23 protein-coding genes are annotated in these 25,683 nt (G+C 43.6%); 11 read left to right on the top strand and 12 right to left on the bottom strand.

Annotated features, from left to right (window positions below; genetic code table 11):
- Window positions 1-38: 38 nt before the first annotated feature.
- The 3 genes from BTW00_RS10110 to argS all read right to left on the bottom strand — a co-directional run bounded on the left by BTW00_RS10110 (window position 39) and on the right by argS (window position 4,001).
- Window positions 39-1,133 (bottom strand): PTS transporter subunit IIC, encoded by a 1,095-nt coding sequence (locus BTW00_RS10110; protein WP_075107310.1) that lies wholly within the window; start codon window positions 1,131-1,133, stop codon window positions 39-41.
- 138 nt (window positions 1,134-1,271) lie between these two features.
- Window positions 1,272-2,084 (bottom strand): SPOR domain-containing protein, encoded by an 813-nt coding sequence (locus BTW00_RS10105; RefSeq protein WP_075107309.1) that lies wholly within the window; start codon window positions 2,082-2,084, stop codon window positions 1,272-1,274.
- An 87-nt stretch (window positions 2,085-2,171) separates the two neighbouring features.
- Window positions 2,172-4,001 carry an arginine--tRNA ligase gene (gene argS, locus BTW00_RS10100; RefSeq protein ID WP_075107308.1) on the bottom strand — a complete coding sequence of 610 codons (1,830 nt, stop codon included), beginning with the start codon at window positions 3,999-4,001 and terminating at the stop codon, window positions 2,172-2,174.
- Window positions 4,002-4,444: 443 nt separating this feature from the next.
- Between argS and BTW00_RS10095 the strand changes: the two genes are divergently transcribed.
- The gene (locus BTW00_RS10095; protein WP_071002875.1) at window positions 4,445-4,663 is read left to right on the top strand and encodes a DUF2788 domain-containing protein; all 219 of its coding nucleotides are present in this window, start codon (window positions 4,445-4,447) and stop codon (window positions 4,661-4,663) included.
- Window positions 4,664-4,698: 35 nt separating this feature from the next.
- Here the strand turns inward: BTW00_RS10095 and BTW00_RS10090 are convergent, their stop codons facing one another.
- Genes BTW00_RS10090 through cmoA form a run of 3 tightly spaced genes read right to left on the bottom strand, consistent with a single transcriptional unit; the run spans window position 4,699 to window position 7,728 of the window.
- Window positions 4,699-5,817, bottom strand: coding sequence for a DUF1176 domain-containing protein (locus tag BTW00_RS10090; protein ID WP_075107307.1), 1,119 nt, complete (start codon window positions 5,815-5,817; stop codon window positions 4,699-4,701).
- 34 nt (window positions 5,818-5,851) lie between these two features.
- Window positions 5,852-6,892, bottom strand: a complete 1,041-nt coding sequence (gene cmoB, locus BTW00_RS10085) for a tRNA 5-methoxyuridine(34)/uridine 5-oxyacetic acid(34) synthase CmoB (RefSeq protein WP_075107306.1) — start codon at window positions 6,890-6,892, stop codon at window positions 5,852-5,854.
- Window positions 6,893-6,942: 50 nt separating this feature from the next.
- Window positions 6,943-7,728: a carboxy-S-adenosyl-L-methionine synthase CmoA gene (gene cmoA, locus BTW00_RS10080; protein ID WP_075107305.1), complete on the bottom strand. Its 786-nt coding sequence runs from the start codon at window positions 7,726-7,728 to the stop codon at window positions 6,943-6,945.
- A 230-nt stretch (window positions 7,729-7,958) separates the two neighbouring features.
- Between cmoA and msrA the strand changes: the two genes are divergently transcribed.
- The 4 genes from msrA (at window position 7,959) to BTW00_RS10060 (ending at window position 11,816) form a co-directional block, all read left to right on the top strand.
- Window positions 7,959-8,480, top strand: coding sequence for a peptide-methionine (S)-S-oxide reductase MsrA (gene msrA, locus BTW00_RS10075; RefSeq protein ID WP_075107304.1), 522 nt, complete (start codon window positions 7,959-7,961; stop codon window positions 8,478-8,480).
- 166 nt (window positions 8,481-8,646) lie between these two features.
- Window positions 8,647-9,354, top strand: coding sequence for a thiopurine S-methyltransferase (gene tmpT, locus BTW00_RS10070; RefSeq protein ID WP_075107303.1), 708 nt, complete (start codon window positions 8,647-8,649; stop codon window positions 9,352-9,354).
- Between the two features lie 60 nt (window positions 9,355-9,414).
- Entirely contained in the window at window positions 9,415-10,128 is a 714-nt protein-coding gene (locus BTW00_RS10065; RefSeq protein WP_075107302.1) for a DUF1499 domain-containing protein, read from the top strand.
- A gap of 227 nt (window positions 10,129-10,355) precedes the next feature.
- Entirely contained in the window at window positions 10,356-11,816 is a 1,461-nt protein-coding gene (locus BTW00_RS10060; RefSeq protein WP_075107301.1) for a lytic murein transglycosylase, read from the top strand.
- Between the two features lie 117 nt (window positions 11,817-11,933).
- Here BTW00_RS10060 and BTW00_RS10055 read toward each other — a convergent pair whose 3' ends face one another.
- The 4 genes from BTW00_RS10055 to BTW00_RS10040 all read right to left on the bottom strand — a co-directional run bounded on the left by BTW00_RS10055 (window position 11,934) and on the right by BTW00_RS10040 (window position 15,576).
- A complete protein-coding gene (locus BTW00_RS10055) occupies window positions 11,934-12,233 on the bottom strand; it encodes a hypothetical protein (RefSeq protein ID WP_058024783.1) in 300 nt (99 codons plus the stop codon).
- Between the two features lie 236 nt (window positions 12,234-12,469).
- The gene (locus tag BTW00_RS13930; RefSeq protein ID WP_075107300.1) at window positions 12,470-13,561 is read right to left on the bottom strand and encodes a DUF4062 domain-containing protein; all 1,092 of its coding nucleotides are present in this window, start codon (window positions 13,559-13,561) and stop codon (window positions 12,470-12,472) included.
- A 165-nt stretch (window positions 13,562-13,726) separates the two neighbouring features.
- Window positions 13,727-14,617 carry a glutamate racemase gene (gene murI / locus BTW00_RS10045; protein WP_371915069.1) on the bottom strand — a complete coding sequence of 297 codons (891 nt, stop codon included), beginning with the start codon at window positions 14,615-14,617 and terminating at the stop codon, window positions 13,727-13,729.
- 275 nt (window positions 14,618-14,892) lie between these two features.
- The gene (locus tag BTW00_RS10040; RefSeq protein WP_075107299.1) at window positions 14,893-15,576 is read right to left on the bottom strand and encodes a DUF1285 domain-containing protein; all 684 of its coding nucleotides are present in this window, start codon (window positions 15,574-15,576) and stop codon (window positions 14,893-14,895) included.
- Window positions 15,577-16,054: 478 nt separating this feature from the next.
- Between BTW00_RS10040 and BTW00_RS10035 the strand changes: the two genes are divergently transcribed.
- The 4 genes from BTW00_RS10035 (at window position 16,055) to BTW00_RS10015 (ending at window position 21,881) form a co-directional block, all read left to right on the top strand.
- Window positions 16,055-17,692, top strand: a complete 1,638-nt coding sequence (locus BTW00_RS10035; RefSeq protein ID WP_075107348.1) for an electron transfer flavoprotein-ubiquinone oxidoreductase — start codon at window positions 16,055-16,057, stop codon at window positions 17,690-17,692.
- A 1,363-nt stretch (window positions 17,693-19,055) separates the two neighbouring features.
- Complete coding sequence (locus tag BTW00_RS10025; protein WP_058024780.1) at window positions 19,056-19,316, top strand: DUF4212 domain-containing protein; 261 nt, start codon at window positions 19,056-19,058, stop codon at window positions 19,314-19,316.
- Between the two features lie 3 nt (window positions 19,317-19,319).
- On the top strand, window positions 19,320-21,188 hold the full coding sequence (locus BTW00_RS10020) for a sodium:solute symporter family protein (RefSeq protein ID WP_075107297.1): 1,869 nt from the start codon (window positions 19,320-19,322) through the stop codon (window positions 21,186-21,188).
- A gap of 144 nt (window positions 21,189-21,332) precedes the next feature.
- Window positions 21,333-21,881, top strand: a complete 549-nt coding sequence (locus BTW00_RS10015; RefSeq protein ID WP_075107296.1) for a hypothetical protein — start codon at window positions 21,333-21,335, stop codon at window positions 21,879-21,881.
- 79 nt (window positions 21,882-21,960) lie between these two features.
- Here the strand turns inward: BTW00_RS10015 and BTW00_RS10010 are convergent, their stop codons facing one another.
- Together BTW00_RS10010 and BTW00_RS10005 are read right to left on the bottom strand one after the other, a co-directional pair.
- A complete protein-coding gene (locus BTW00_RS10010) occupies window positions 21,961-22,566 on the bottom strand; it encodes a rhomboid family intramembrane serine protease (protein ID WP_075107295.1) in 606 nt (201 codons plus the stop codon).
- Window positions 22,567-22,606: 40 nt separating this feature from the next.
- Window positions 22,607-23,659, bottom strand: a complete 1,053-nt coding sequence (locus BTW00_RS10005; protein WP_075107294.1) for a 5'-nucleotidase — start codon at window positions 23,657-23,659, stop codon at window positions 22,607-22,609.
- Window positions 23,660-23,932: 273 nt separating this feature from the next.
- On the opposite strand from BTW00_RS10005, the gene BTW00_RS10000 reads away from it, so the two are divergent.
- The gene (locus BTW00_RS10000; protein ID WP_075107293.1) at window positions 23,933-24,826 is read left to right on the top strand and encodes a pirin family protein; all 894 of its coding nucleotides are present in this window, start codon (window positions 23,933-23,935) and stop codon (window positions 24,824-24,826) included.
- A gap of 330 nt (window positions 24,827-25,156) precedes the next feature.
- On the top strand, window positions 25,157-25,683 hold a 527-nt coding region (locus tag BTW00_RS09995; RefSeq protein ID WP_178379287.1), incomplete at its 3' end, for a transposase.

Genomic DNA, 25,683 nt, shown 5'->3' with positions numbered 1-25,683 from the left:
TTTGTTGTATGGTCACGAATACAAATTTTTAACCGTTTTTAGGGCAGCTTCATATCACCGGCGACTAGCCAGCCCATACGGCGCATGATGTAAGCGACCAAACCTGCAATCACTGCAGGCAATACAAACATCAGAAGGACAATCGCTGTCCATAATTGGGTCGTACTCATGATTTCTTGTGATGCTTCAATAACGCCGAACACACCAACCAGACCAGCGGTACCCATGCCCGCCCCTGTCGCCGTACAAGCCAAGCCAAATCCGACAGTCGCGATAGGGCCAACGATCGCGCTCGCAATAACGGCAGGCAGCAAAACGATAGGTTTTTTTAGCACATTAGGGATTTGCAGCATGCTGGTTCCCAATCCTTGAGATATCACGCCACTGAATCCATTATCCTTAAAACTGGCCACGGCAAAACCAATCATATGCGCGGCACAGCCAACAACTGCGGCACCGCCCGCCAAACCACCAAGGCCAATCGCAATACAAATGGCAGCGCTCGACGTTGGTAGCGTCAATAAGATACCAACGACGACTGCAATCACGATACTCATCAGCAATGGCTGTAGCTCAGTTGCCGCGTGAATCCCTTGTCCAATCGCATTAACTGCCGCAACAACAGGCGGATTGAGCAGCGCACAGACCAATAGCGCGATACCACACACTGCTAAGGGCACTAATAAAATATCGAGCTTGGTCTTGCCCGCGATCCACTTACCAGCACGATAAGCGAATACAGACGTCAGATAAGCGCCGATTGGGTTGCCTGGCAGTGCTACAAAGGTCGCAGGGCCACCCTCTTGCGGTATGAATAGCGTTCCTGCCATTAGTGCTTCAGAATGCGCACCCAACATACCTGCTACAAGGCAGCTAAGCATGACGAGTGTTGGCGCTTTTAAATAATAAGCGATACCCACCCCGATGCCTGCTCCCATTAATATTGAAGCAAGCTTACCGACAGCAACCAATGCTGGCAAACCCAACCAGCCACCGATTTGCGAGATAATCAAGCCAGCAATTAGTGTGACAAATAGCCCTAAAGCCATACCAGTAAAAGCATCGATAAAGTATTTTTGAAAAAATGCTTTGATAACGCCTGCTTGCGGTGTTACTGAGTTAGATACGGTCATAGCCATACTCTTAATAAACGTTTAATAGGATAAAACAATTAGAAAGCATTTGATAAAATCAAGAGATAAAAAAAGCGTCATGACGACGCTTTCTTTCTTATTTATAAATACAGTTACTCAAGATGATTGAATATAAACCTAGCGACGCTGTTCAACGATAATAGAGTCTATACCATTGTTCTGTAGGCGCTGCTGTGCTGTTGTCACTGCCTGACGGTTATTTAACGGACGCGAGATTACCTGATAGATAGGTAAGCCATTGCCTGTCGTATTTTTGACTACTCTGGCATCCACGCCTGCCATCAATACTTGGGCGCGGCGACGATCTGCTTCATCTGCATCACTAAAGCTATTGATCTGCAAAATATAGGTCGCAGCAGGTTTGGCCGCTTGAATACTTGCCGTACCTGCTCCTGCATTGTTGCTACGGGTCGCAGAGTTACTGGTGTTAGCAGGTGGCGTGCCATCATAAGTTGCGTCCTCTTCAACAACAACAATATCGTCGCCCGCAGCAGTATTACTACCGCCACTGGTCTCGCCTGCAGGACTTTCCGCATTACCAAAGCTACCAGCATTATCTATACCATTAGCTGCCGTACTATCCGGCTGGGTCACGACGACATCCGGCTCAAACGCGCCAATATCTCCTATCTGATCGTTATCAATCTCAGCGATATCTTCATCAGGAATGGTTGCCATCTCTTGATTGGGCAAAATATCGTAGAATTCATAATCGCCATTATCGGTATCAGTATCTACGCGCGGCTGCACCTGCCTGTCAGGATCGTTCTCGGCGCTACCATCAGCGGGACTAAAGTTGAATAATGGTGAAAGGTAGATAAATACCCCGATCATAAGGGTCAATACTGCCCCAACAAACATCCACAATAAGCCCGATACGCTACTTGATTTGCGCTTTTCTGTTGCGCCTTTCGGTTTTTTGGCTAGCATGGATCTCGTTCTCCCTACTGAATTTAACGGTCATCATCGAATTAATGCTATTGGCTGTCTATACTCATGTCACATGTTAGAAAATGACTACATAGCAGAAGGTGCTGACAAGCCGAGCAAACCAAGGCCGTTCGCCAAGACCTGTCTAACTGCTTTGGACAAGCGCAAACGTGCTTGCATCAATGCCATCTCATCTGGGCTTGGTGTTTCACCTGTCGTGAGACTCACAGGCAAAATGCGATTGGTGTCATACCAACCGTGGAACAATGCAGCAAGCTCTTTTAAGTAGTTAGTCAAGACATGCGGCTCGTAGCCAGTCGCTGCACGTAATAGTGTCGCTGGATAACCAGCTAACAGTTTAATCAACTCGTCTTCATTGGGCGCATTAAGCAAATCTTGATGTGCCAAACCAACAGCATCATCTACTGCCAAATCGTAGGTTGCCAGTTTTTCTAATACACGGCAAACACGCGCATGCGCATACTGAATATAATACACTTGATTGTCTTTGCTTTGTGATTTGGCAAGCTCTAAATCAAAGTCAATGTGTACTTCAGGCTTACGCGCGACGTAGTAAAAACGCGCCGCATCATTGCCAACTTCTGCGCGCAAATCACGCAAGGTGACGAACTGACCTGAACGCGAGGACATTTGTACTTTTTCACTGCCGCGCCACAATGCCACAAACTGTACCAATACAACATCAAGGCGTTCTGCATCGATTCCCAACGCAAGCAGCGCCGCTTTTACTCGTGGCACATAACCATGGTGGTCGGCGCCCCACACGTTAATCACTTTATCAAAGCCGCGATCAAACTTGTTTTTATGATAAGCAATGTCCGAGGCAAAATACGTCGACTGACCATTAGCACGGCGAACCACGCGGTCTTTTTCATCACCAAAATCGGTCGATTTGAACCAGATGTTGCCGTCTTTTTCGTACAAGTAGCCTTTGTCATCGAGTGTTTGTAGGACAGGCTCAATCTCGCTATCAATCGATCTTTCACTGAACCAGCACTCGTAGCTCACACCAAAGTCGTTTAAATCGTCTTTGATATCGGCCAAAATACTGCTCAATGCCGCATTCAAAAATAGCGCGTAGCTATCGCCAAGCAAGGCTTTGCTACCCGCAATCAAACCATCAATATGCGCTTCTTTATCACCAGACACTAAGGTTTTCTCACCGTCAGCATTGATCTCAAACTTTGCGTCTTCTGGTACGTCTTTGGCAACATCGGCAAAACGATGAACGTAGCTGTCACCATGCTGCGTTTTTAATGTCTGTGCGATATCGCGAACGTAGTCGCCTTGGTAGCCGTTGACTGGGAAAGTGACCGTTTCGCCATTCAATTCTAAATAACGCAAATAGGTACTGGTCGCCAAAATATCCATCTGACGACCCGCATCATTAACATAATACTCACGTGTGACGTCGTAACCAATGGCTTCTAGCAAGTTTGATACGCTCATACCAAACGCCGCACCACGTCCGTGACCGACATGCAGACTTGAGGTCGGATTGGCAGAGACAAACTCGACTTGTACCTTTTGACCATCAAGCTGATTACTCAGACCAAAACGATCTTGTAAGGTAAAGATATCGTCTAGTACCGAAAACTTAGCTTCCGAGTTTAAAAATACGTTAATAAATCCAGGACCGGCAATTTCTACTTGGCGAATGTCTTGATTCTCAGGCAGCGCGCTGACGATTTTTTCAGCGAGTTGACGCGGATTTGCCTTGGCCGCTTTGGCCGCCGTCAGTGCGATATTGCTGGCAAAATCGCCGTGGCTTAAATCTTTCGTACGCGTGATTTGACTGTTATTCTGCCAGTCGCTTGGTAGCGTACCATCTGCTTGTAAGGTTTGAATGGCATCATTGAATAGGGATGCAAGCGTATCAATTTGGGCTTGTGACATAGGGATTTGAACTCAATTAAATAAACAACAAAAACGGTGCGAATGCGAGCAATCGATAACTGCTTATTATAGTGCCGACCGACATTGCAGGGATAAAATAATGCAAAAAGATAAGTAATCTGTAAATATAACAATCTTTGCGCTTTATTGCACCATTTGCGCCAAAATTAGCCCTAAAATCTTACCGTTATGACAACTAATATTGATAATTGGGATTAATATAAATTTTGTTCGCTCGTTTGCTGATGCTTAGTAAAATAAATCTGGTATAAATAATATAAAATCAATGAGCGAATGACTTTGTCAATTGTAGCGTTCCTGTTGCCCGATACTGAGCAGTCGTTTATACGCAACCGCTTACACGTTATAATGATGGTTTATATTGCGCGTCTATGACGCTTTTACGCCATAGAAGACGCGTTATTACCCTATAGGATTACGCTATGTTTGCTATTGCTGCCAGTACGGTCACCAGTTGGGGCTTGTACGTCTTACTGCCGATATTCATCGCTTTCTTATTCTTTATCATGTGGGATATCTCTAAAACTTCTGATGCTGGGCGCGCAGGTACCTTTTGGATCTTTTTGGCCCTTGGCGCAGGCTCTGTTGGTTTCATCCTTAAAATAGTCATGGAAGTCGCTTTCAAAAAATGGCTGATATAATCAGCCATTTTTCGCCATTAAATCCCAAATATTTCTTATTGGGCCTTACCATTACTGTCTATGACTTTACTCACATAGGTGGGTAGATCCCATGCCCCACCAGCAAAACCGCGACACAATCCTGTGCTCGCCTCTGCGCTCTTAACGAACGTTTTACCATTCCACGTCCATGTCGCACTATTCCAGCAATCACCGATGCCGCGGTCTTTGTTAGCGGCGTGGATATCACCTGCATCATACTCATTACCTGCTGTCGTAATAAGCATAGGATTGCTAGGCTTGTCGTTATTAATGAGCCAATAACCCGTACTTGAGTTGTAAGGGCCTGACCAGCAGATATGCGCGGCTAACGTATGCGCTTTATCTACTGGTATAAAGTCCCAGCCAAGCATAGTAGAACCATACTCTGACATCCGTTGATACGCTTCGGTTTTTGGATTGACCAGCTCACAATCACCCATTGTATTTCCAGATCCGATGAGCTGCTTGGAGTCAATGTCGACCCAGTTATTTATATTTTGCTGAAAGTATTTAAGTTTTGATGGGGCGAGCGTCTTTTTATCTTTTGCCGAATACGCAAATGCCTTATTGATGGTGGGAATTGGCAATGCCGCTTTCGGCGTTTGTTGATTACGCTGGTTTTTGCTAATCAATGCTATCGACGTCCCTACTCGGCCCTGCACATCATCGAGCTTGAGCAATACTGATGATATCCCTTTGTCGCTGATACGCCAGCGATTGTTACCCGCTCTGACTTCTATTTTGTTCGTGATACGAGCCTTATCGATAATTGCTTGTGTTTGCTTAGCAGATAGATCATATAATGCAGCGTCACTTCCAGTGGGCTGCAATGTCCCATAGTTTTTATTATTTAACCACAGCTCAGCCTTATCTTTGGATACTTTTGATGCCAACTGAATTTGTGCCTTTGGCAGCGCTACTTTTGGCGATACGGTGAATAGCACTGAAGCAGGCTTATCTATTGAGCCGTCACTTGAGTAGCCTGCCACTCGGCAAGTACGCGTATTATCACAAACCACTTGCCAGTCGTCTTGTACAAAGCCCCAGCCTTCAGATGGGGTGCCGTATCCTGCGAGAGCAGGTAGCGATAGCAAGCTGATGGTAGCTACAATAAAAGTCTTTGATGTCTTCATAATGCTTTCCTTACGTTAGCTACCACCATCAATGCTACTTTTTCGCAATCAAAGTCGCACGCATAGGAGCAGGATATCCTTCGATGGTCTTAGTTGAGTCATTAGGATCTAAGAAGTCTGTTAACGAATGATAGGTCATCCATTCGGTTTTTCGTTGTTCCTCCGTTGAGGTGACAGCCACATCGACACAACGCACTTCTGAGAAACCTGCTTTTTCTAGCCAGCCTATCAATGCGGCGACCGATGGTAAAAAATACACGTTATTCATCTGCGCGTAGCGGTCGTGCGGTACTAGGACTGTATTGGCATCGCCTTCGATAACTAACGTCTCAAGCACTAGCTCACCGCCTTTGACCAACTGCCCTTTCAACTGTTGTAAATGCTCGAACGGTGACTGGCGATGATAGAGCACACCCATGCTAAATACAGTGTCAAACAATTGGCTATGCTCGGGCAAGGCCTCGAGCGGCACAGGAATATAATGCGTACGGTAACGGCCTGTATTATGAGTATGAGCATCCGCGCTACCGACAAAATGCCGAATCGCCATAAACTGATGATAAAACAAGCAAGACGGATCAATGATAATGACCGTGTCTGCGCCAGCGCCTGCCATCCGCCAGCCGTGATAACCAGAGCCGCCGCCTACGTCTAATACGCGCCGACCATCAAGCCTGCTCAAATGCGGTGCAACCCGTTGCCACTTCCAATCACTGTGCCACTCGGTATCAATCTTAATACCTGATTCATCATTACCAATCTGAAACGGCCCTTTACGCCACGGCATCAGCTGCTTTAATAACGCGGTCGTTTGTTTATGCTGAGACTGATTCAGACTTGCCTCAATCGTCAACGTATCACTATTTAAATCGACGTGATTGACCGTCAAATGTGGCAATCGCGCTACTGATGCTTGGTAAGCTGGTGCATGCGCGTAGTTGGCTTTGTCTTTGATCGCATTTAACCATGTTGGTAAGCGCGTCAGCCATTCATAAGCGCTTGGATACTGCTCTGCCAGTTCTAATAGGGTTAAATATAGTTCGCGTTCGGCGTGCGTGATGGTGTTGTTGAGCATAGAAGCAGATTACCGTAATGATTAAGAAATAACTGTGTTAAAAGTAAGGATTATTTAAACGCCACAATAGAGACAAAGTTTAAAAACTGAAACCACGTCAGATGACGCTTAAAGCCAACGTGATCTAACCGTGCATGATGCTCATCTAGCGTATCGGTAATTAGCACGTTTTCTAGCGCATTACGCTTACCACTGATTTCCATCTCGGTATAGCCATTGGCGCGCTTAAAGTCATAATAACGCTCAACCAACCACGCATCGTATTGCTCATCCAAGGCATGGGTTTTTTCGGTTAATACCAGTATGCCGCCTTCGCTCAAGGCCGCATAAATCTTCTCTAATACTGCGACTCTATCGGCTGCTGGCAAAAACTGTAGCGTTAAATTTAAAATAACCATGTCGCATGGCTCAAGCTCAACGTCACGAATATCTGCAGTAATGACTTCGATATCATGCTCAGGATAGTTGTCACTCAATAACGTCGTGGCTTCAGTCGTCATCGCAGGCGAAATATCAATGGCTTTGATCTGCAAATCTTGCGGGTCAAACTCGCCCGCCAGCGTCATACTGGCTGCACCCAATGAACAGCCCAAATCATACACGCGGCTCACGCGCTGACCGCTGCCCTTTTGCTGGCGATACTTGCAATGGCGACGCGCAAAGATAGGGAGCATCGCCAATACCTGACCGTAACCTGGGACACTACGGCGAATCATATCAGGGAAACACGCCACCACTTGCTCATCAAAAGAAAAACGCGCCGCTTTGTCCAGCGGTGTGGTAAATAGCGTATCATGCTGGATGGCTGGGGCAGTATCGGGCGTTGGCTGGCTCATGGTCACACTCATTATTCAAATAAAATGATGGGCAAACCGCACCGTTTTTATCAGCGCTGCGGTCATACCACACGTAGCAAAAGCCCATTATAACATTACTGTTTGTTACTTATCGCCACCAGATGGCCTGCTAAGCTAAATGACAATGCTAAATAGCGTGTGCCCAATAAAAAACAGTCAGGCAGATCGCTATTGGCTTAACCTCTATATTTATAAAAATAGGAAAAATTATGCAAACAATCGTATTAGGCGGTGGCTGCTTTTGGTGCACCGAGTCTGTCTTTTTATCCGTAAAAGGCGTGCAGTCTGTCGTATCTGGCTACATGGGCGGCGATGCAGTATCAGCCAATTATGAAGCCGTATGCGGTGGTGATACTGGACACGTCGAAGTCATCAAAGTCGAGTTTGATGACTCTGTCGTACCGTTAGAAGTGATCCTCGATGTATTCTTTGCCACCCATGATCCCACCACGATGGATCGTCAAGGCAATGACGTTGGTAGTCAGTATCGCAGCGTGGTCTTTTATACCGAAGAAGATCAAAAACCAACGGTTGATCGTACCATTAATAAGCTGCGTGATATGGGCATCAATGTTGTCACAGAAGTACACCCGGCTGTTGAGTTTTATCAAGCGGAAGAGGCGCATCAAGACTTCTTTAACAGAAATCCAGGACAAGCGTATTGCAACTTTGCCATACCGCCCAAGCTTGCCAAACTGCGTAAAGAATTTAGTCAATATATGGTAAGCTAAACGCTAGTGTGAATAGTATATTATTCATTCAAAAGATCATTAGCATGATACTCGATATTAGCCAAATGCTTATAAAATAGGTGTTTGGCTTTTTATTGTGTTCAGCATTTTCAAATAAGACGTTATTATAAAGATATCAACAAATACCTATAGATAGGCGTAAATTATGAATCCCGAATTTTGGCACAAACGCTGGCAAGAAAAGCGCATTGGTTTTAATCAGTCAGCTGTTAATCCATTATTAACTGAGTATATTGATCACTTAGATTTAGCAGTCGGTAGCCGTATCTTTGTTCCTCTTTGCGGCAAATCTATCGATATGGTTTGGCTCGCGGCACAAGGGTATGATGTGGTGGGCGTTGAGTTGGTCGAGACAGCCGTACAAGAATTCTTTGCTGAACAAAATATCCAACCTATTGTCTCTCAGCATGTAGAAAATCCAGATATTAAATGCTACCAAGGTCAGCTGGTAGATGGTGATGAGCAGCGAACTATTACACTCTGGGCCGCTGATATCTTTGCCTTGACCTCTACAGATTTAGGTACTATCGATGCGATATATGATAAAGCAGCTTTGATTGCTCTGCCAGCTGATATGCGTCCCGACTATAGCAAACAGATACGACAGCTTAGTGGTAATGTTGATAAAATTGAGCATATTGATAGCTATAATAATAAGGCCGCGCCGCAACTATTGATCACGCTAGAATATGATCAAAACAAAAAAGATGGGCCGCCGTTCTCTATCAATCATGAGCAAGTGCAGCAGTATTATGGCAGTCACTATCAGATCTGTAAGCTAGCAAGCGAACCTTCTTCTATAGGGTCTGCACCTAATCTAAAAGTCACAGAGCATATTTGGCTATTGAAATAAGCAACAAAGAATTGGTTTGCGCAGCAATGAGTTAGTACTCAATCACAAAGAAGAAGCGCAATGAAAATATTCGTTGGTCTGATAAGTTTGATTGCTGTCTTACTGGTCGTGCTCGCAGGGCCACTCTATCAATTTGGCATGATCGGTTTAGCGAATGCGTTTACAGGGTTTAAATTTGGGGTATTTACTGGTATTGCGGCATTAATACTATTAACCATACAGCTATTGTTTAAACGAAACACGGCGAGTATTGGTAGCGCGTTAATCTCGGCAGTGCTTGCCATCACTGCCATTGCTATCCCTTTAAGCATGATGAATACCGCCAAAAACGTACCGCCCATCCATGATATTTCTACCGACTTGATGAACCCACCTGCATTTGTGGCGATTGCCCTACTACGCGCTGATGCACCCAATCCAGTCGCTTACGATGGTATCGAGACCGCAGAGCAACAGCGTATCGGTTATCCTGAATTAAAGACATTACGCTATGACCAAACGCAACCTGAATTGGTTGCGGCAAGCACACAAGCCATTGAGAACTTGGGCTGGAAGCTGGTCAATATTGATGCAGATAAAGACATTATAGAAGCGACGGACACCACTGCTTGTTTCGGTTTTAAAGACGATATCGTCGTACTTGTCACGGATAGCGAGAATGAACGTTTAGTCGATATACGTAGTAAGTCGCGGATTGGTGGTAGCGATTTGGGTAAAAATGCGGCGCGGATTCATGGCTTTATTAAAGAGTTGGATAATTTGCTAGCTAAGTAGATAGGTTCTATTTGCTAAAAAATCTCTGAAATTTAAATGCTGTCTGACACTTTGAACTTTTAGCTCAACAAAATACTCTCCCAACCTCACGCGAACGTCAGCTTATAGTAACTGAGTGCTGCGATACCTTTTCTTTACTGTTTAGATTGGTTACTCTACGTTAATATCGTTTTTTACCTTTTGCTTTTTTCTCTCAATAATCACTTTGATGTTTATAGGATATTTTCATGCGTTTGACTCCTTTTTCTACCTTGTCATTGCTTAGTGTTGCAGTTGGCATTAGCCTTGCGAGCACTGCCCAAGCAGCTCAGCCGCCCGCTCCAGATCTGTCCAATAGTGAATTTCAGCAATGCTTGGATGGCCTAAAAAATTCGAGCAAGTTTCGCGGTGTCAGTAGCTATACCTTTAACAACTATCGTCCAAGCCAGCCTGATCCTAGTGTCATTCAGTCACTCAACTATCAGCCAGAGTTTCAAAAAGATGTCTGGGATTATCTATCCGCGCTAGTAGACAAAGAGCGTGTCGAAGATGGTATCCGTGCCAAGCGCCAGTGGCGTGACACGCTGCGCCAAATCGAATCGCGCTATGGCGTAAAAGCGGAGCATGTGCTTGGCGTGTGGGGCGTAGAGTCTAACTTTGGTCAGACGCTGGGCAAAAAGCCATTGTTTGAATCTTTGGCGACGTTGTCTTGTTTTGATCGTCGTCAAAGCTACTTTCAAGGTGAGTATGCCAATGCCCTAAAAATCGTACAAAATGGCGATATCGCACCTAATGACATGACGGGATCGTGGGCAGGTGCATTTGGACAAACGCAGTTTATGCCTAGTACCTTTTTGGAGTTGGCAGTGGACGGTGATGGTGATGGACGTCGTGACCTCGTAAATAGTGTGCCTGATGCGCTCGCCTCTACTGCAAATTTCTTGGACAAACGTGGTTATCGCACGGGTGAGCCTTGGGGTTATGAAGTCAAACTACCTGATGGATTTTGGGCGGCTTCCAACCGTAAAGACAAAAAATCTATCAGCCATTGGCGCAATCAAGGTCTAACGCTGGCTAACGGCAGTCCGCTGCCTTATGACTTGAGTCGTGCGGGTTTATTGCTACCAGCTGGTGTCGATGGTCCTGCGTTTTTGGTCGGTAAAAACTTTGATACGTTCTACTCGTATAATGCTTCAGAAAACTATGCCTTGGCGATCGCCCATTTATCAGATTTGATTACTCGCGAAGACAGTAGCAAAACAGACTTTATCACCGCTTGGCCAACAGACGATCCTGGTATCAGTCGTCAACAAGCAAAAGATATTCAGCAAGCCTTAATAAATGCAGGCTATGATATTGGTAGTGTTGATGGCATCATTGGGGACAACACGCGCACGGCTATCCAGCAATATCAGACCAGTCGTGGCATTTTCCCAGCAGATGGACGCGCAGGCCAAAAGTTCTATCGTGCTATCGTTGGTAATGCAGCACCAAGTCAAGGGCAGTACGGTCAGCCAGCAAATAGCCGACCTTTGAACCCTGCGCCTGCTGATCGTATGGGGCAGCTAATTGAGCAGCAGACCACTACGCCTAATAGCTATTCTTCTCAACCATCGATAAGTCCTTCAACTTCTACTAATACGCGCTATCGCCGTGTTGCTAGTGCCGATGGTACGATCAAGCTAGTTCGCATTGACGAAGGCTCGTGATAGGATAAAGTCTCTATAATTTTATTCATAAAAAAGCCACGCTACTCATAGCGTGGCTTTTTTAGGTCTTATATTTATGGACATTGTGTATCTATGATAACCGTGTCCAAAAAGTGCTTATACAATAGGTGGCGGATTTGGCTTACCGTTGTCACCGTCCCAGTTTTCACGAGCGTTATCGTCTAGATCAGCAGCCGTTTTTGGCTCCCACTTGCCATTTTCTTTCCAAGTCGCATCACCCCAGTCTTCATCTTCTGCTTTTCTATCCAAATCCTTGTAAGCTTGGCTAGGGTCGATGCCGCGACGTTTCATATCTGCCACTTGTTCTTCTAGTGTATGAAATTGATCAGCGTCATGCATATTTTTCTCTAGACCATCAAGCTCTCTTAATAACTCGTCATTTTTAGCGTTACTCATTGTGTGCTCTCCTTAATCGGTCAATATTGTAGTACGTTTTATGCATTTTTAATTTTAATACCAGTTTTAATATAAATAAGATCAGTATCTGATGGTTCTTATTATCACGAGTCTTGAGTCGATTCACAACCATTGCCGCGTATGCTTTGTATTACAAAACGTAGCCATGGTCACCGTGAGCATTTCTGCAGAGAATTTTTGATGATATTAAAGGGTAGCAGTCATGAGGATGGATCTTATTCAGACGTTTGAGAATCTTCATTTTCTAGTAGGTTTTTTGCATAAAAAGTAAGCTTCCAAAGCTCTTGTGACAAACGTGTACCGTAGGTCGTCAATTGTATCCAGTTGGCGCTTACTAGCTGACGTTGTAGGTTATTGAGATCATCTTGAGAGATTTGGCAGCGTGAGACAGCGTGAACGTTTGGCATATCGTTTTTGATATCTATCTCAGCTTTTGGGGAGATCAGACGATTAATGGCATTTTGTAGCCCGTAGCTCGAAAATGTAGACGGTATTTTCATTAAGGTGATTAATACTTCTTGCCAAGATAATATTACTTCTCTGGTAACATCCTTCAAGTTACCACCTTCATAAGCTTGAGCACTATATTGCACATCAAACGTTTGTGTCAATACAATTGGTTTGCTAACATTGTCAGCCGCAAAACTCTCATCAACAGAACGTTCTTTCTTGGTATTAGTATTAGTATTAGTATTAGTATTAGTATTAGTATTAGTATTAGTATTAGTATTAGTATTAGTATTGGTATTGGTATTGGTGTTGGTATTTTTATTCTTAGATAAGAGATCAGCAAGTCTTTCGGCGACCGTTTGTCGACTAAATTTAATCATCTCCTCAGTCGCTCTCACCCAGCCACCTCTCACTTTATGACTGGCTACTGCGCTGTAGTAGGCTTGTACGAGTAACGCTTCGATATCGTCCTCTGTATCATAGTAATAAATCTGATTGTCTTGCCTAGAGACGAGTTTAATCAGTTCTTGTAATTGGCGACTGACACCCGTCTCTTGGTAGTGATTTTTGATGAAAATCAGTAGGGGCTTGGCTTTAGCTTTGGCATTCAGGTAACTCAAATGCATTTGGCTCACGCCTGTCTTTTGTACGGCTCCGTAACTGTCTCCAATGATCATCAATGCATAATCACAAGAATCAATACATTGTCGACCATATAGCGAAGCTTTTGGCAGCTTGCTAGACACGTCATAAGTCAAAAACGCCCGTACTTGAAAAAATATCGCTACGCTGTCCAACACCAATAATTGATCGTTGTCAGCACATATAACATGAATATGATAGCGGCGATGTGGCACGATTACCTCTGAGCTTAGGTTGCGGCATAAAAGAAAATAAAACGAAATAGAGCAAAAATATCTTGTTTTGTATCAACTCGCACAGTCTTGCAAAAATACATTCGACGTATTTTAACCACATCCATGCTGCAATAAAGGTTTTTGCATAAATATCTTTGCTAACCATTACTCAGAATAGTATTGCAGTATAGTCTCTTGACCAAGTAAACGCTCAATCAAAGCGCTTAGTCTATCACTATATTTGGTAGCATGGAAAGTTAATGGCAGTCTGATATCAACATTTGTCTTATTAATCGCACTCAAATTCTGAGTACTTGTCTCATTATAAAGAGTGGCTGACATCTGATTTGCGATCAATAGCTGCTTGACTCGCTCAGCGATGGCTTGCCCAGAGTCAACCACCTGTATGGCCAACTGCTGCTGCGCAATTTCTTCTAATAAAAACGATTTAAAAAATGGATAATGTGTACAGCCGAGCACTAGCTGGTCAATACCCTCGTTAGCAAATGCCCGTAGCTGTTGGCGTAGACGCCGAGCCGTCTCATCCTCAACTGGCATGCCAGCCTCTACCCAAGGCACCAGTTGTGGATCAAAATACTTGGTAACCACTGTGCTATTAGGATTGGCAAAACTGGCAATGACATCATTGAGTAATGACCCATTTAAAGTGGCTTTGGTAGCCAATACCGCCACATGTCCACTTTTACTTGCCAATACAGCAGGCTTTAAAGCAGGTACCAAACCCACGATAGGTAATTGCGGATAACATTTTCTTGCTGTATCTAGGGCATAAGCTGATGCGCTATTACAAGCGATCACAATCAGCTTACAGCCTTGCTTATGCAGCCATTCAACGGCTTTTAGCGTGAGCGACTCGATATCATCGCTCTCGCGGTTGCCATAAGGGACATTTAAGGTATCAGCGTAATATATATAGCGCTCATTAGGTAGTTGCTGGGCTAAATGCAAATAAACCGATAAGCCGCCAATCCCCGAATCGAATAGTCCTATCGGAGCACGTTGGGCATCATCAATGCTGATTGCATCGATAATCATTGCATTCATGCCAGCATTGTTAATAGAAGTGTTTGACAGCACATGACTATCCAAAATATTTGTGTGTTCTATATTTGCCTGACTTGTTGTCATCTGATTTGCAGCACTCGCCATCGTTACTTCACCGCCATTTTTAGATACATATCATCATCTCTATATTATCTCTGATTTCTACTCAATCAGAGATATCTGCGTTTCTTGTATTATGACATCTCCACTGATGAAATGGATTTTATTGTCATAATCTATAAATGCTGCTGTTGATGTATTAACGTTTAATGGTCTGGCATAGTCATAGAGTAAGACTTCCCACCGCTTTGTAAGGTCAACATCGTCTTACCATCATGCTCTGTTAGTTCACCAATCTCCGTCAAATGATAAAAGGTATTTCGTCCAATCAGCGCGTTCAGACCATTTCTTACTGGCATATAAGGGCGTACTTGCGACTCATCTATACGGTCTGCGGCATTATCAGGCTGATATGCTTTTAATATAATAGGATGCTCATTATCCAAGCGCACCACGTCACCGGTGGTGGTCACAAACTCCAACCAGCTCACCTCATTTTCTTTTACGATACCGACATCATTGATCAGCAATGGCACATCTTCTACTTGAATACGAATTTTTTGCACAGGAGTTTTCAAAAAATATTCGTTTACACCGTCGTTCTCTTCTTTCCACAAAATAGTTGCAAAGAGATTGACGAGTGACTGTCTGGTCATTTTCCCACCCTCATGCCACCATTCCCCATTTGCTTTGATAATTAAGTCCATATCAGCGATATCTTCAGGATGCCATTTTTCGAGTGGCGGTATTGCGCGCCCTTCACGTGCCCCAGCTGTAGACTTAAGATAGTGACTTAGCGCATCCATGTTATTCAAACCAGAGCCCTTGCCAACTGGAGCTTCTACGTTATTTTCACGATTGCTATTAGCATGATTATTGTCATTATTCATCGCTCAATCCTTTATTTAGTATTCAAAGTTTGGCAAATCTATTATTACTATAAATTTTTGTTTCAGGTATGATGAAACTTTATCGCCCAAATACCTTCATTGCCTTGATATAACCTTAACACCGTTGCTCATAAATGCGTATCGTGTTTGTAGGACTTTTCTTTTATAATGAGTAACGATTTTTTATTGAAATGGTCAAGTGGGTTTTGTATTGATGACACATTTTTATCGGGCAGCCATATGTCTGAGTGACGTTAGCACCGCAAGTCTATTATTCAGTTGTTAAGCTAATGATGCCCTGAGATAAGCCACTAAAAGTTTAGGAGTAGGTATGCAAGAGCAAGACAATCAAACGCCAGTTATTGATAGTAATACTGTGAACGCTGACGCACCAGTAGCAACAGAGACCGCAACACTAGATAAAGTAGAACCAGTGGTAGAGCCTGTGGCAGCAGAACCTGAGATCGAACGTGAATCAATGGAATTTGATGTCATTATCGTGGGCGGCGGTCCTGCAGGTCTCTCTGCTGCTATTCGTTTACGTCAGCTCGCTATTGAAGCCGGTAACGATGAATTTATGGTGTGTGTGGTCGAAAAAGGCTCCGAGTTTGGTGCCCATACCTTATCAGGTGCAGTCATCGAACCACGTGCCTTGAATGAGCTGATTCCAGACTGGAAAGACAAAGGCGCACCGCTTAACGTACCAGCGACGGAAGATCGGTTTTATTATTTAAACTCTGCCACACGTTCAACTCAAGTACCGCACTCATTGATTCCAGGCCCAATGCATAATGACGGTAACTACATTGTCTCATTAGGCAATGTGGTTCGTTGGTTGGCTGTACAGGCAGAAGAGCTTGAAGTGATGATGTTCCCAGGATTCCCTGCCGATGACATCTTATACAATGACGATGGTTCGGTAAAAGGGATTTTGACTGGTGATATGGGTGTGGCTGCCAACGGCGAAGCCAAGCCTAGCTTTGAGCCTGGCTATGAGCTGCTGGCCAAATACACTATTTTTGCCGAAGGCAGCCGTGGTCACTTGGGTAAGCGCTTAATTAGCCGTTTTGATCTAGATAAAGACTCTGATCCTCAGCATTATGGTATCGGTCTAAAAGAGCTGTGGGAAGTCGAGCCTGATAAGCATGAGCAAGGCGTGGTCATGCACGGTCTTGGTTGGCCGTTGACCGAAACCGGCTCAACTGGCGGATGGTGGTTGTACTTCGATGAAAACAACCAAGTGAGCTTTGGCTTAGTGGCGGATCTGTCTTATCACAACCCTTACATGTCGCCATTTGATGAGATGCAGCGCTTGAAGACCCATCCTGTTATCAAGCGTGTTTTAGAAGGTGGTAAGCGTATTTCTTATGGTGCCCGAGCGTTGACTAAAGGCGGGCTTAACTCATTACCAAAATTCACATTCCCAGGCGGTGTGTTGGTGGGTGATGATGCTGGTTTCTTGAACCCCGCAAAAATCAAAGGCACCCATACCTCGATGAAGTCAGGCATGCTCGCCGCCGAAGCGATCTTTGAGGCGCTACAGGCAGAGCGTCAGCATGACGAAGTAGTGGCTTATAGCACAATGTACAAAGAGTCTTGGTTGTATCAAGATAACTATGAGTCACGCAACTTCTCACCTGCGATTCACCGTATGGGTCTGTTCATGGGCGGCGCTTTCACCTTTATCGAGCACAACTTATTAAAAGGTAAAATGCCACTGACCTTGCATGATAATGTACCAGATTACGATCAGTTAGAGCGTGCTAACCATGCTTATCAACCGACCTATCTCAAGCCTGATGGTAAGTTGGTGTTTGATAAATTGTCGTCGGTATTCATCTCTAATACCAACCATGCAGAAGATCAGCCAACGCACTTGAAGCTCACTGACCCAACGGTACCTATCTCTATCAACTTACCATTGTATGCTGAGCCTGCACGCTTGTATTGTCCAGCGGGTGTATATGAAGTGGTCAAAGATGCTGAAGGCGCCAAATTCGTCATCAATGCGCAGAACTGCGTGCATTGTAAAACATGTGACATCAAGGACCCATCACAGAACATCACGTGGGTAACCCCAGAAGGTGGCGGTGGCCCTAACTATCCAAACATGTAAAAGATGATGTTACATCATAAAGATCAATAAAAACCGCTCTTCTCTGTATAAAGAGAAGAGCGGTTTTTTCGTTTAAGCAGACTATGTTGACCTACTACTTATAACTCTAAACTCTCTGAGAATAGAATTTAATCCATCCAAGCATGACGATTGGCCTCGTCTTTCGGCTTCACACAGCTGTCAGGATTAAAGATGGTTTTCCGTTCTATAAGCTGATTTTACAATCAGCACAATCGCTGCTGAGAGTTGGCTACAGTGAGCCATGTCTTAAAAACATCATGATGACTGCTTGATGGTTATTGTTCGCTGCACAAAGACGAAGGCCATCGCTGAAGTACAGTCTAGCGATAAGTGGCGGTATTTTGACTAAAGCGCGGCTATTTCGTTCAGCTTATCTCTTTTTTTACCTATTCTATGAACCATAAAATCTATACATTCAATTTATTGCTGCCATTTTATAACTGTATTCATTTGTATCCATACGCAATAATTAACTTTTGTTTTATTAAATAGTGGATATCACCTTTATTTCAATTAAAAATACGATATTAGTGATAATTTGCCTACAATGTCCGATTACCGTTATACTCGAATCCATATGAGGACAAAATCATTATTGAGATAAGAAATATTAGCAATCAGCCATATTTTTTAGCATTTTAAATCACCATGAAGGTTGTTGATTTAACAAAATTGACGTATAACTGTCCATATATCCGATATTTACTGTGGGTAAAACATTACCTGTTTGATACTGAGTAGCTGCATTCATATATATTTTGTTACAAAAAGCTTGTGAAATATACTTATTGTGAATTACTGAAATTTTGTATATATTCCCAATAGGGTTTAGATGATTGATGCTTATAGTATCGATATAACCCTATTATGGCGTACACGTTTGGATCATTACCCAATGACGTTCCACCATAACCATCATGGTGATATAACCACCATGTGAACGAGCCATACTCTCTTTTGTCAAGAAGACAAGAGTTAAAAAAGACAGCGGATTGTCTCTCTTCGGCACCACTCCCTCTTTTTTTCATGATGATGGCAATAGCGTTAAGCACTGACTGGCCAATCGCCGCATACTTACGCGTAATAATGACCATGTACGACCTGTAATCGTTTGTCTATCTACTGTTTTTAGTCACCACAAGTGTGCTAAAAATATAACAAGCGTTATCCACCTGTTGGTTTGATCGGCCATTTGATCGCTTGGTTTGTATCTAATCTATATACCGTTAATAGCTTCTACAATCAGATTGGGTGTTATTAACAAAGTATTGGTACACATCATCATTGAATGGCTATCGCCAACCACTCACCCTGTTTTATGTAAGACAAAAGGAGTTGTCCTATGAAAGCTCATAACGATCCATCTGGATATTGGCGCGCCAATATTCGTCTGATTACAGGTAGTCTAATTATTTGGGCGCTATGCTCATATGGCTTTGCTATCTTGTTACGTCCATTATTAGCGGGCATCAAAATCGGTGGTACTGATTTAGGATTTTGGTTTGCGCAACAAGGCTCTATCGTAGTCTTTATTATTCTAATTTTCTTTTACGCTTGGCGTATGAATAAACTAGATAAACAATATGGCGTAGACGAGGAATAGATCATGAGTCAATTTGCGATTAATATTATTTTTGTAGGTCTATCTTTCGCGCTTTATTTTGGGATTGCGATTTGGGCACGTGCTGGTTCAACCAGTGAATTTTATGTTGCGGGCGGCGGAGTGCATCCAGTCGTCAACGGTATGGCAACCGCTGCTGACTGGATGAGTGCCGCGTCATTCATTTCAATGGCAGGTCTTATTGCTGCTAGTGGTTATGGCGCCTCCACCTACCTCATGGGCTGGACAGGCGGTTACGTTCTACTTGCTATGCTTTTAGCACCTTACCTACGTAAATTTGGTAAGTTCACGGTTCCTGATTTTATTGGTGACCGTTTTTATTCCAAAACAGCAGCCATGATTGCTGTGGTTTGTTTGATTATCGCCTCGACTACCTATGTTATCGGTCAGATGACTGGTGCTGGCGTTGCATTCTCACGCTTCTTAGAAGTTGAAAACACAACGGGTCTGCTCATTGCGGCGGTCGTTGTATTCTTCTATGCGGTGTTAGGTGGTATGAAAGGGATTACTTATACGCAGGTTGCGCAATATGTTGTATTGATGGTCGCATATACCATTCCTGCTGTATTTATCTCACTTGAATTAACGGGCAACCCAATTCCTGGTCTTGGTCTATTCTCAAACCATATCGAATCTGGCGTTCCTATTTTAACTAAGCTTAACCAAGTCGTGACTGACTTAGGATTTGCCTCTTATACGGCGGATGTGCCTAACAAGCTAAACATGGTGTTATTTACGCTATCACTGATGATTGGTACAGCTGGCCTACCACACGTTATCATTCGCTTTTTCACCGTTCCTAAAGTGGCCGATGCACGTTGGACAGCGGGTTGGACACTAGTATTCATCTCGCTATTGTACTTTACTGCGCCAGCGGTAGGTGCGATGGCTCGTCTAAACCTCATTGATACAGTCTATCCACAAGGGGTTGCAGAAGCACCTTTAGAGTATGATCAACGTCCAGACTGGATGGCAACATGGGAAGACACAGGACTTATCAAGTATAACGATCTAAACAATGATGGTCGTATCCAGCTGTATAACGACAGTGGACTTGGTGCCGCTCAAGTAGCCCTTAACACCGCTGAAGCGGATGGTGGCGATGTTGCTGCAGCTACCGCAGCGGTAGAAACAGCTCGCATTGCACATGATGCAGAAATGGATGGTCGTTTTGCCAATGCTGGATGGGCAGGTAACGAGCTGGATGTGAACAATGACATCTTAGTACTCGCTAACCCAGAAATTGCCAATCTTCCATCATGGGTTATTGGTCTTATCGCTGCAGGTGGTTTGGCAGCAGCGCTCTCAACAGCAGCGGGTCTACTACTTGCGATTTCCTCAGCGATTAGCCATGACTTGATCAAACGTAACCTAAACCCAAACATCACTGATAAACAAGAGCTCAAATATGCTCGTATTACAATGGGTATCGCAATCGTAGTAGCGACCTATCTGGGTATTAATCCACCAGGATTTGCCGCACAGGTCGTTGCATTGGCCTTCGGTATTGCAGGCGCTTCCCTGTTCCCTGCCCTAATGATGGGTATTTTCTCTAAACGTATTAACAACTTAGGCGCTATTGCTGGGATGTTAACAGGCTTGATTACTATCCTAGTGTATATCTTTGTCTTCAAAGGTTGGTTCTTTATCAGTGGTACTGCGAATTTCCCTGATACTGAAGAGTACTGGTTATTTGGTATCTCGCCACTATCTTTTGGTGCGGTTGGTGCCTTACTTAACTTCATCGTAGCATTTGCGGTATCTTATGCGACTGCTCCACCACCAGCGCATATTCAAGAACTGGTTGAGAGCGTACGTTCTCCACGTGGTGCGGGCGGTGCAATCGACCACTAAGCTCACAGTTGAGGATATATCTTCTGTTACTATATACCACTCACAGGCAGCAGCTGCTTGTGAGTGATTTTTTATTTTATACTTATAATAAAATGTAATTAATTCAGCTTGATTGAATAAACATACCCCATTAAGGAATACTTTATGCTTTTTGAGTTTATCGCCACGATGGCTGCCGCGTTTGGGATGGCTGGACTAGCATTGATCATAACTCACTTCAGCAAATTGGCAGGCAAACGTGCCCCTAAATGGCTGATCCCATTGTTTGCGGCGATTGGTATTTTTGCCTTTCAGATAAACCAAGAATATAGCTGGTATGGTCAACAAGTGCGAGAGCTGCCAGAAGGCGTAGAAGTTGTCAAAATAGCAAAAAGTACGCAGTGGTTCCGTCCATGGTCTTATGCTAAGCCACAAATATTACGTTTTATCGCGGCAGATATCGGTAATGCTAGCGTACAAGTAGACAATCCAGATATACATTTGGTCAATTTATACTTATTTGAAAGACGAAGAAGTGTCGAAAAAATTGCACAGGTTATCGATTGCAATGCGCCTGCACGTGCAGATTACGTCATACCAGAAAAAGGTAGTAAGCTCACGATTGATGAGCATGTCAAACAAACCACCGCATGGTATAAGCTAGCAACAGATGATCCATTGTTTATCAACATCTGTACTGACCAAAATACCTGATACGACAACAATTATAGATATAGTAACTGCATAAAAAGCGGTTATATAAAAGTGCTAAAAGATTGCTCACTTGATTAAATTAATAACGCTGAGCCGAGGCTGAATAAGTATGTTTTGAATTGGCTCCTAGCAGTAACCCTGCGCACAATCCCCCAAAATGTGCTGCAAACGAGATTCCTTGTTGCGGCATCAGTCCTTGCTTAATGGTTAGCCAATAGCCAGTGCCCATGACAATACAAGCAATCAAATAACCCCAACGCCGAGCAAAAATAGCGCCGCCTATCATATAACCAAACATCGCAAAACATAATCCTGATGCACCGATATGAATAGAGGATGGTGACCCAATCACCCAAGTAACCAATCCTGAAGCGATGACCAGCTTGATAATTGTGCGATAGGCATTTTTCTCAAATAATCCGAACAAAAACAAAATTTGTAATAGCGTGACAGTATTACCAATCAGATGTGACAAATTGCCATGCATCGTCCATGAGGCGAATACTCCGATCATACTGCCCATATCTAACGCGCGCGGTACAATCCCAAAGATATTCCACAGTCCAAATAGCGCCACTTCATTTAAAAAAAACATACCCCACATCGGTATGAGTACAAAAGCGTATAAACCAACAACCTGCTTTATTCGCGCCACAATCAAGTTGAGCAATTGCTGCCAATTCATATACCATCCTATTTTTTAAATTTCGCTTATCTGTACATGCTCAATGATTTACTACAAATAGTGGGCGCACAGCAGGCTTGAATGACAATAATGTTGCATCTTTATCATTAGTTAGATAGCTATCACCGTGCAGTAACGACGTCGAACGATAAGGAACCAAGGCTGTAGGTATAAATCGACGTGCTGCATCGATATGCTTGATTGAATCATCAAAGAATATATGCGGTGCAAATGTCCTAAGCACTGCTGTTTTTTCCAGCCCTCCTAAAAAAAATGCCATATCGACATTCACGCCCCACTCTCGCAGCGTTTTAATAGCGCGCAAATCAGCAGGTGCATTACGGGCGGTCACAAGCGCAATTTTGATTGGCGAATACTGTAAACCAGCCGGTAAACGTTCCTGTAAATTTGACAGTTTGATCAATAGCTCAGCGTAAGGGCCTTTTTCAATCGGTAAATCACGCATTTTTACTTCACGATCGTGAAAAGCTCGTAGCCCCTTTTGCTTATAGAGTAACTCGCCAGAATCATCAAACAATACTGCATCCCCATCAAAGGCAATACGTAGCTGATCCGTATCTAACTCATAGGTATTGACAGGAGTAGCGTCCAATATCGCACAAGCGCAAATGTTGGCATCGGCGACTTGCTGAGCGTCCTCACGGTTGGTCGTCAAAAACAGATCGACATTAAAATCTTTGATATATGGAGCGACAGGACTTCCGGATACAAAGGCGGAACGTGAAATATTCAAACCGTTGTCACGAATGGCATTGAGCACTTGAATGCCAGTATCAGGACTGCTCTTTGAGACGATGACGACTTCCACAAGTGGCGACTCGGTCGTTAAATCCGCTGATAGACAGTCGTTACAGTAATTATTTAGATTCAGCAGCGCTTTGATTAATGGATATCCTGCACCACTATCTAATGGCTGATCTTCACGCTTCGCCATATAATCGCGAAACTCCTTTACTGCCTCGTCAGGGCGCTGCTGTAGTAGCTGTAAAAGGTGGTTCTCAGACTCCGTTAAATCAAACAATGCTGTCGCTGATATAGCCACTATTAAAGTATTGGTTAAATCGACTGCCATATTATCCGTTCTCTATTCTAAGCATGGTATTGGTTAATGCTCATCAGTTTAGCAATTAAACCTCAGTAGGTAAGTAAGATTTTTATTATTGGCTACTCTTTAATAGTAATCCCTTTTGTACTAACAATTTATTAAATTATATTTAATTGTCGTTATTACTTATTAATATAAACTATATAATGCTATTGAAATATATCCCCTTGGCCTCAAATAAATAGCTAAGAGTAATAAATCAATGCTCACCAACAGATATTAAAAAATCAGGAAAGAATAATGAATAATACTGTAGCGAATAGCAAAAAAGATACTGTGACCCAATCGCGTCAAATCGAGCAGCTTTTTGCTGGGGTTGATACCCAAGACGGTGCTGGCGTTAAACTCACTCGCGTGCTCACGCAGCAGCTGCAACAGCGCCTCGATCCGTACTTGATGCTAGATAACTTCAAAAGTGACAATCCAGATGATTATGTCGCAGGGTTCCCCAATCACCCGCATCGCGGCTTTGAAACCATTACTTATATGATTACAGGCCGTATGCGTCATCGTGATAGCGCGGGTAATGAAGGGTTATTACAAAACGGCGGCGTGCAGTGGATGACAGCGGCGAGCGGTGTGATCCATTCAGAGCTACCGGAACAAGAAGACGGCGCGATGGAAGGCTTTCAGCTGTGGCTTAATCTACCTGCCAAAGATAAAATGAATGACCCTTGGTATAAAGACTTCCAAAGTGAGGACTTGCCTAAATACACAACTGAAGATGGCGTAGACGTTACGGTAATCGCAGGTAGATCGCATGGCGTAGAAGGTGCAGTCACCCGCGATATTACTGAGCCGACTTATTTGGATATCCATCTCCCAGCAGGAACGAGCTTTAGCCAAGCGATTCCAGCCGATCACAATGCGTTTGCCTTTGTCTATCGTGGTACGGTGGATATTGAAGGCGAAACCGTACCGACTAAAAATATGGCTATCTTGAAAAATGATAAAGATACCGATTGTGTTACAATCACAGCCGATAGTAGTGAGGATACCAAAGTAATCTTAATCACTGGTCGCCCACTACGCGAACCGATTGTGCAATACGGTCCCTTTGTCATGAACAGTCAGCAAGAAATCATGCAAGCCGTCACCGACTTCCAAAGTGGTAAGTTTGGTGAAGGGGCTTAGTGGTTAGGCTAGTTTATTAGATACTTTACTGGATGTTAAAGCCCATATTAGTTTGCTAATATGGGCTTTTTTTGTAACAACGAAAGACCTCATGATTCACTTAATGATATGACACCTGCCGAGTACAGGCAGGTGGCTTAATTATTCTACGATGATGTTGTGTTAAGAATGGGGTATTTACAATATAACTGTAGTACGTAAATCACTTTGGTAGATTTTTTTAATATTATCGTAGTGATTCTTTTTGACAGATTGTTAATCTATTATTGTTACTGGGAGTTTCCCAAACTCTGTGTAACTGCTTATAATCCACTAACAGGAGAATAAGCAATGACTACTCAATCTGACCTTAAAAAACTGGCCGAGCAAATGGCTGGCAGCATGAACAGCTTTGATGACATCAAAGACTTTCAAAAGCAGCTCATGCAATCTTTTATCGACACTGCCCTTGAAGCCGAGATGGAAGATCATCTCGGCTATCCTAAGCATGAAAAAGCCGATAAACCTAACAAGCGCAATGGCCACACTAAAAAGACCGTCCGCAGTGACACAGGCGATCTTGAGATATCTACCCCAAGAGACCGTGATGGTGACTTTGAACCTACACTTGTGTGCAAGCATCAAACCCGTATCTCAGGGCTTGATGATAAAATCATATTTCTTTACGCCAAGGGCCAAACCACCACCGAGATTGTAGAGAGCATTAAAGAGCTCTACGATGTCGATATCTCAAGTAGCTTGGTTTCAAGAGTCACTGACAACATCTTAGAGGACATCACTGCATGGCAGAACCGGCCGTTAAGCAGTGTTTATCCTATTGTCTATTTAGACTGTATTGTCGTCAAAGTACGTCAAGA

The sequence above is a fragment of the Psychrobacter sp. C 20.9 genome (assembly GCF_001921765.1).
GTDB classification, from domain to species: Bacteria; Pseudomonadota; Gammaproteobacteria; order Pseudomonadales; family Moraxellaceae; genus Psychrobacter; species Psychrobacter piscatorii_B.
This window is presented reverse-complemented; position numbering and strand designations above follow the sequence as displayed.